The sequence below is a fragment of the Steroidobacter sp. genome, from assembly GCF_016790065.1.
Classification (GTDB): Bacteria; Pseudomonadota; Gammaproteobacteria; order Steroidobacterales; family Steroidobacteraceae; genus Steroidobacter.
Genome location: NZ_JAEUPY010000854.1, coordinates 1 through 7,501, shown reverse-complemented (window position 1 = coordinate 7,501; position 7,501 = coordinate 1). Strand labels below are relative to the sequence as shown.

The window sequence follows — 7,501 nt, the reverse complement described above, 5'->3', positions numbered from 1 at the left end:
GGAGCGGTGATCTGCTCGGGCGCGGCATGCTGGAACTGCATGGCGCTGGCGAGACGGGCCTGGCGCTCTTCCTCTTCGCGATCGATGTCCGCTTGAGTGCGCAGCTGCATGCGAGACAGCAGCGACACGGTGTCGTGCTTGATGCGGTCGAGCATGGCGGTGAACAGTTCGAACGCTTCGCGCTTGTATTCCTGCTTCGGGTTCTTCTGCGCGTAGCTGCGCAGATGAATGCCTTGACGCAGGTAGTCCATCGCAGCGAGATGCTCGCGCCAGTGCGAGTCCAACTGCTGCAGCATGATGGCCTTTTCGATGTGACGAACCACCGGCGCGCCATACAAATCGACCTTGGCCTCGTAGGCCTTGTCGATGGCTTCGAGCACGCGCTTGCGCAGCCCGTCGTCGACCATGTTCTTGTCTTCTTCCAGCCAGGCCTTGGGATCGACTTCGACACCGAAGTCTTTATCCACGGACTGTTTCAGGCCGTTGAGATCCCACATCTCTTCCAGGCTGTGCTGGGGCACGAAACGATCGATCAACGCGTTGACCACTTCGTGACGAATGCCGGCGATGGCATCGCCCACATCTTCAGCGGCCATCAGATCGGAGCGCTGGGCGTAGATGACTTTGCGCTGATCGTTGGCAACGTCATCGTATTCGAGCAGGTTCTTACGAGCATCGAAGTTGTGTGCTTCGACCTTGCGCTGAGCGCGCTCGATTTGTTTGGAGAGCATGCGGCTCTCGATCACTTCGCCTTCCTTCATGCCGGCGGTTTGCAGCCAGCGTTTGACGCGCTCCGGGTCACCGAAGATGCGCATCAAATTGTCTTCGAGCGACAGATAGAAGCGGCTCGAACCAGCATCGCCCTGACGGCCCGAACGGCCGCGCAGCTGATTGTCGATACGGCGAGACTCGTGCCGCTCGGTGCCGACGATGTGCAAGCCGCCGGCGGTCAGCACCGCTTCGTGACGAACCTTCCACTCTTCGCGCACGCGAGCTTTGGTCGCGTCGTCGATCTCGCCCAAGCCCTGCAATTCAACTTCCAGATTGCCGCCGAGCACGATGTCGGTACCGCGGCCGGCCATGTTGGTGGCGATGGTCACGCTGCCGGGTCGGCCCGCTTGCGCGACGATCAAGGCTTCGCGTTCGTGCTGCTTGGCATTCAGCACCTCGTGCGGAATCTTTTCCTTCTCGAGCAGCTGCGACAACAACTCGGAAGTTTCGATGGATGTAGTGCCCACCAGCGCCGGCTGGCCGCGCGCCACGCAATCGCGAATGTCTTCGATGATGGCTTCGAACTTGTCCTTCTGAGTGAGATAGACGAAGTCCGGATGATCTTTGCGGACCATCGGCCGGTTGGTGGGAATCACCACCACTTCCAGGCCGTAGATGGACTGGAACTCGAACGCTTCGGTATCAGCCGTACCGGTCATGCCGGCCAGCTTGGTGTACATACGGAAGTAGTTCTGGAAGGTGATGGACGCGACCGTCTGGTTCTCTTCGCGAACCCGCACGCGCTCCTTCGCCTCGATGGCCTGATGCAAACCATCCGACCAGCGACGGCCCGGCATGGTGCGGCCGGTGAATTCATCGACGATCACCACTTCGCCGTTACGAACGATGTATTCGACATCGCGGTGATACAACGCATGCGCGCGCAGCGCCGCGTTCAAGTGATGCATGATGCGGATGTTGGCCGCGTCGTACAGGCTCTCGCCGGGCTGTAACAAACCCGCTTCAGCGATCAACTGCTCGGCATGCTCGTGACCGGCATCGGACAGATGCACCTGTCGCGATTTCTCATCCGCCCAGTAATCGCCTTCGCCTTCTTCGTTGTCCTGGCGCTTCAAGCGCGGCGCCAGCTCGTTGATCTTCAAGTAGAGCTCGGTGCTCTCTTCGGCCGGGCCGGAAATGATCAGCGGCGTGCGCGCTTCGTCGATCAGGATGGAGTCCACTTCGTCGACGATGGCGTACACCAACGTGCGCTGCACGCGGTCTTCCAAGCGGAACGCCAGGTTGTCACGCAGGTAGTCGAAGCCGAACTCGTTGTTGGTGCCGTAAGTGATGTCGCATGCATAGGCAGCGCGCTTCTCTTCCGAGCTCTGGCCGCTCTTGATCACGCCGACCGTGAGGCCGAGGAAGCGATAGATCCGGCCCATCCAGTCGGCGTCGCGCGAGGCCAGGTATTCGTTGACCGTCACCACGTGCACGCCCTTGCCGGGCAGCGCATTCAGGTACGCAGCCAGGGTAGCGACCAGCGTCTTACCTTCGCCGGTACGCATTTCGGAAATCTTGCCCTGATGCAGAGCCGAGCCACCGATGAGCTGCACATCGAAGTGCCGCATGCCCAGCACGCGACGGGCCGCTTCGCGGGTGGCCGCGAACGCCTGGGGCGCGAGGTCATCGAGAGTAGTGCCCTGATCCAGCTGCTGGCGGAACTCCGCCGTCTTGGCCTGCAACTGCTCGTCGGACAATGCCCGGAAGGAGTCTTCCAGAGCATTGGTCTTCTCGACGATCCGGGAATAGCTGTTCAAAAGTCGCTGATTGCGACTGCCGAACAACTGGGTCAGCCAATTCGCCACGCTGAAACTCCGGGGAAGGGGCCGTCAGGGGCCCACAAAGCCTGTTGGGAAAAGCCCGTTATTGTACACGTGCGCCCGGCGACTCTAATTAAGGTCTCGCCAGCTTTTAATAGCCGGGGCGGTGGCAGGCTGGGGGCAGCCGTGCCGAAAACAAGCTCGGGTAGGTGTTTTTTAGCGGCGTCCGTTCAGCGACGGACGAAGGTCATCGGGTCGACCGCGCGGCCCTGCTTCAGCACTTCGAAATGCAGGTGCGGGCCGGTGGAACGGCCGGTCGAGCCGATCAGTGCGATGGGCTGGCCTTTTTGCACAGTGTCCCCGACCTGAACCAGCGCTTTCTGGTTGTGGCCGTAGCGGGTCACGTAGCCGTTGCCATGATTGATCTCGACGGTACGGCCGTAGCCGAACCGATCCTTGGAATAGGTCACCACGCCGGAGGCGACCGCGACCACCTGCGAGCCGGCCGGGCCGGCAAAGTCGACACCCTGGTGATAGGCGTTACGACCGGTGAACGGATCGGCGCGATAACCGAAGTGGGAGGAAATCCAGCCCTGCAGCACCGGGCGGCCGTCCGGCACCACCTGGCGGCTCAAGTTACGGGTGGACATCATGCTTTCCAGCACGCTGAGCTGACGCTCGCGGTCACGGATCTGGTTGGCCAGGTCGTCGAGCATCGCGGTCAGCTCGGGAGCGGCAACGGTGGCGCTTTCCATCAAGCCTTCGGGACCGCCGACGGCCGGCTCGCTATCGAAATTGAACTCGCCCTTGTCCAGGTTGGCCATCTCGGTGAGCCGGCGACCCAGCGCATCGAGGCGGATCACATGGGCATTCATCTGGCCGACGCGGCTGGTCAGCGCATCGAGCCGTTCCTGTAAATCGCGGCGGGCATTGGCGACTTCGACACGCTGCTGCTCAAGTTTCGCGCCCCACTCCGTGACCTGGCCCGCCGGGTTGAACACCAGGCCGCCGCGGCCGAGCTGCACGCCCGCGAACAGGACACCGGCCAACACAGTCACCACGGTCGCAATCGTCACCGCCATCGCCAACGGACGGCCGAGCTCGAATTGCCGAGCCTTGCCGAAACGCTTGGAGAACACGATGACGTTCATTTGATCACTACCTTCTCACTTTCGCGCCGTAAATCGGCCAGCTTCCACTGGCGGCACGACAAAACGTTCACACCCGCCAGGCACTCGCTGCTTCCAGCAATGAGATGCGCGACGACCGGGCCATGGTCTATGGCTCGAGCAGAACTGCGGTGGACGTAGAACCGAATGTTCGAGTTGTACATCCTGGCAACCCCGCTATCGTGGTCGGCCTCGCTAACGCGAGTCTCGAACCGTAGACCGGTGGCTTTGCGTCCCCGCCTTTCGACGGGTTTGCCCTTAACAGTGACCGGAATATGCATAACGTAGCGTCCAAAGATCAAGCGTCTGGAGCCCAACTTCTCGCTTTCAGCTTATGACTGATCGTTTCAAGCCGCTGGGCGAAACCGTTGGCCCGTTATTCGCGCAACTCGAACAGCGCGTGGCGGCCCACGCCGAACTCACCGATCGGGTCCGCGCCGCGCTCACCGGACCGGAAAAAGATCATGTGGTGTCAGCGAGTTGCCGCGGGGACACGCTGGTAGTGCTGGCGGATTCGGCGGCCTGGTGCCCGCAGATTCGTTATGCCCAGGTGCAGTTGCTGGAACTGTTAAATAGTTCCGCCCCTAGCCCGGGTGAGAAGCCAGTCACGAAAGTAAAAGTTCGGGTCGGCAGGAAGCCGAGCGAGGCAAACCCGTCAACTGGGCGCTAACGGCACAATTACGCGCTAACCATTGCGGCCGCGGGGATGTACGAGATCGGCGAGTCTTTGATGTCGTCGAAGGTCACCGGCTCCCACGCGTTGGGCGTGGCGATCAACTTGCGCACCAGCTGATTGTTGAGCGCATGGCCGGATTTGTGGCCGCTGAATTCGCCGATCAGGCTCTTGCCCAGCAGGTACAGATCGCCGATGGCGTCGAGGATCTTGTGCTTCACGAACTCGTCCTCGTAGCGCAGGCCGTCTTCGTTCAGCACTCGGTACTCATCCAGCACGATGGCGTTGTCCATGGTGCCGCCGAGCGCCAGATTCTTGGAGCGCATGTATTCCAGATCGCGCATGAAACCGAAGGTGCGCGCGCGGCTGATCTCTTTCAGATACGACGTGGTGGAAAAATCCATCGACGCGGTCTGCGCACGCTTTTTGAAAATCGGGTGGTTGAACTCGATTTCCATGTTCACTTTGAAGCCGTTGTACGGGGCGAAGCGCGCCCACTTGTCGCCATCGCGTACTTCCAGGCTCTGCAGCACGCGCACGAAACGTTTCGGCGCGGGCTGTTCTTCGATACCGGCGGATTGCAGCAGGAACACGAACGGCCCGGCACTGCCGTCCATGATGGGCACTTCCTCGGCCGACAAATCCACATACGCATTGTCGAGCCCAAGCCCGGCAAACGCTGACAGCAGATGCTCGACCGTGGACACCCGGACATCGCCGTTGAACAGGGACGTACCCAGCATCGTGTCGCCGACACATTCGGCGTACGCGCGCACATCCACCGGCTCGTTCAAGTCGGTGCGACGGAACACGACGCCCGTATCTATTGGCGCCGGTCGCAGCACCATCAGCACTTTTTTACCGGAGTGAAGGCCGACGCCGGTCGCGCGGATGGTGTTCTTGAGGGTACGTTGTCGCAACATGAGGTTTTCCAGGCGGCGCAGACCCTAACACTGCCGGCAAGTGAACGGCAAGCCTCTGACTTGCCGTTACTTTTGCTTACATTGAAAAGGGACCAACCCGCTTTCTGTGCCGGTCCTGCGCATCCATGCGCCCCCGGCATTCGGACATCCTGTCCATCAGAATCCGACTAGCCAGCGCGCAACGAAGTTCCAGGCGCACTATGCATGTTCCCTATGTAGTCCATAGAGATCACCGCCTGGATCCGCCGCTCGCCGGCCGCTTCGGCTCTTCCTCAATCCGCCTGCCGACGCAAAAACGCCGGAATATCCAGCATAGACGTGTCTTCAGCCGTCAATCCATCGCCCACCGCGCGGCGTGCCTGGCCCGCCTGCGGATCGCGCTGGTTACGGATGTAGGTCGGCACGTGCAGGTCGTCCAACGTCGGCACTCGGCCACGACCACCCGGAATCGCGGTCATGCGACGCGAATCCTGCGGCGGTGCCTGAACCTGAGTCCCCGGACGGCCGATGCCGGTGGCGACCACGGTCACGCGGATTTCTTCGCGCATTTCCGGATCGATCACGCAGCCCACCACCACGTTGGCGTCTTCGGACGCGTACTGCTTCACGGTGTCGCCGACGACGCTGAACTCGCTGGTGCGCAAGTCCATGCCGGCAGTGACGTTGATCAGCAGGCCATGTGCGCCCTGCAGGTTCACGTCTTCCAGCAACGGGCTGGACACAGCAGCTTCAGCAGCTTCGCGCGCACGATTTTCACCGCGAGCCACGCCGGTGCCCATCATCGCCATGCCGGTCTCGGCCATCACGGTACGCACGTCGGCAAAGTCGACGTTGATCATGCCGGGACGGGTGATCAGTTCGGCAATGCCCTGCACTGCGCCCTGCAGCACCTGGTTGGCCGACTTGAACGCGTCCAGCAAAGTCACGTCGCCGCCCAACACGGTCAGCAGCTTCTGGTTCGGAATGGTGATGAGCGAGTCCACATGCTTGCTCAACTCGGCAATGCCACGCTCGGCGGAGCCGGAGCGCTTCATGCCTTCCATTTCGAACGGACGCGTGACCACGGCAACCGTCAGGATGCCGAGTTCTTTGGCGACCTGCGCCACGACCGGAGCCGCGCCCGTGCCGGTGCCACCGCCCATGCCGGCGGTGATGAACAGCATGTCCGAGCCTTCGATCATTTCGATGATGCGGTCACGATCTTCCATGGCGGCCTGACGGCCCACTTCCGGATCGGCGCCCGCGCCCAAGCCCTTGGTGATGTTGCAGCCGATCTGCAGACCGACTTTCACCTTGGAATGTTTCAACGCCTGCGCGTCGGTGTTGATGCAAATGAAATCCACGCCTTCGATACCGGCCTGGATCATGTGAGCGACCGCGTTTCCGCCGCCGCCGCCGACGCCAATCACCTTAATGACCGCGCCTTGGTTTTCTGTATCAGCAAGTACAAACATCGTTAGTCCCCTCAATGTCAGCGAGACAAATCAAATTTCAACTCGACCCACGGCCGGTTCAGAGGCCCGCCGCAAGTCCCACCTTTTCCCCAGTCATCCTTATCTTTGAGCCGTATCCATGGCGTCTCGTCTCGGTCGTCAAAAATTTCCCTGAAACCAAGCCTTCATGCGATCGAACGTCCCGCGCACGTTGCCGCTCAACGGCATGTCGCGGCGTCCGCGCAGATAATTCTCCCGGCCGTACAGCAACAAGCCGACGCCGGTCGAATGAATCGGATTGCTCACCACATCCACCAAGCCGGTGATGTGTTGCGGCACGCCCAGGCGCACCGGCATGTGAAACACTTCTTCAGCCAGCTCCACCGCGCCTTCCATCTTGGCGCTGCCGCCGGTCAGCACCACGCCGGCAGCGATGACTTCTTCGAAGCCGGAACGCCGCAACTCTTCGCGCACCAGAGCAAACAATTCTTCGTAACGCGGCTCGACCACTTCGGCGAGCGTCTGTCTCGCCAACCGGCGCGGCGGACGATCGCCCACGCTCGGCACTTCGATGGTCTCGTCCGAGTTCGCCAGCTGCGACAACGCGCAGGCAAACTTCATCTTGATCTCTTCGGCGTGATGGGTCGGCGTGCGCAGGCTCACCGCGATGTCGTTGGTCACCTGATCGCCGGCAATCGGAATCACCGCGGTGTGTCGAATCGCGCCGCCCGAGAACACCGCGAGATCGGTCGTGCCGCCGCCGATGTCC

6 protein-coding genes and 1 riboswitch are annotated in these 7,501 nt (G+C 61.4%); of the genes, 1 reads left to right on the top strand and 5 read right to left on the bottom strand.

Annotation, left to right across the window (positions count from 1 at the left end; all coding sequences use genetic code 11):
* Together secA and JNL55_RS34375 are read right to left on the bottom strand one after the other, a co-directional pair.
* Positions 1–2,579, bottom strand: a 2,579-nt coding sequence (gene secA, locus JNL55_RS34380) for a preprotein translocase subunit SecA (protein ID WP_293865531.1), incomplete at its 3' end; no start/stop codon positions are given.
* A gap of 185 nt (positions 2,580–2,764) precedes the next feature.
* The gene (locus JNL55_RS34375; protein ID WP_293865528.1) at positions 2,765–3,685 is read right to left on the bottom strand and encodes a M23 family metallopeptidase; all 921 of its coding nucleotides are present in this window, start codon (positions 3,683–3,685) and stop codon (positions 2,765–2,767) included.
* A 182-nt stretch (positions 3,686–3,867) separates the two neighbouring features.
* Positions 3,868–3,970: riboswitch (cyclic di-GMP riboswitch) on the bottom strand.
* Between the two features lie 67 nt (positions 3,971–4,037).
* On the opposite strand from JNL55_RS34375, the gene JNL55_RS34370 reads away from it, so the two are divergent.
* Complete coding sequence (locus tag JNL55_RS34370; protein WP_293865525.1) at positions 4,038–4,373, top strand: DUF721 domain-containing protein; 336 nt, start codon at positions 4,038–4,040, stop codon at positions 4,371–4,373.
* 8 nt (positions 4,374–4,381) lie between these two features.
* On the opposite strand, the gene lpxC is transcribed toward JNL55_RS34370, so the two are convergent.
* The 3 genes from lpxC to ftsA all read right to left on the bottom strand — a co-directional run.
* The gene (gene lpxC / locus JNL55_RS34365; protein WP_293865522.1) at positions 4,382–5,299 is read right to left on the bottom strand and encodes a UDP-3-O-acyl-N-acetylglucosamine deacetylase; all 918 of its coding nucleotides are present in this window, start codon (positions 5,297–5,299) and stop codon (positions 4,382–4,384) included.
* Positions 5,300–5,571: 272 nt separating this feature from the next.
* On the bottom strand, positions 5,572–6,753 hold the full coding sequence (ftsZ, locus tag JNL55_RS34360; RefSeq protein WP_293865520.1) for a cell division protein FtsZ: 1,182 nt from the start codon (positions 6,751–6,753) through the stop codon (positions 5,572–5,574).
* A gap of 138 nt (positions 6,754–6,891) precedes the next feature.
* The coding region (ftsA, locus tag JNL55_RS34355; RefSeq protein WP_293865517.1) for a cell division protein FtsA at positions 6,892–7,501 on the bottom strand (610 nt) is incomplete at its 5' end.

Excerpts from the sequence above, each read along its gene's own strand:
- lpxC (WP_293865522.1), bottom strand. The coding sequence starts at position 5,299 with ATGTTGCGACAACGTACCCTCAAGAACACCATCCGCGCGACCGGCGTC.
- ftsZ (WP_293865520.1), bottom strand. The coding sequence starts at position 6,753 with ATGTTTGTACTTGCTGATACAGAAAACCAAGGCGCGGTCATTAAGGTG.
- JNL55_RS34375 (WP_293865528.1), bottom strand. The coding sequence starts at position 3,685 with ATGAACGTCATCGTGTTCTCCAAGCGTTTCGGCAAGGCTCGGCAATTC.
- JNL55_RS34370 (WP_293865525.1), top strand. The coding sequence starts at position 4,038 with ATGACTGATCGTTTCAAGCCGCTGGGCGAAACCGTTGGCCCGTTATTC.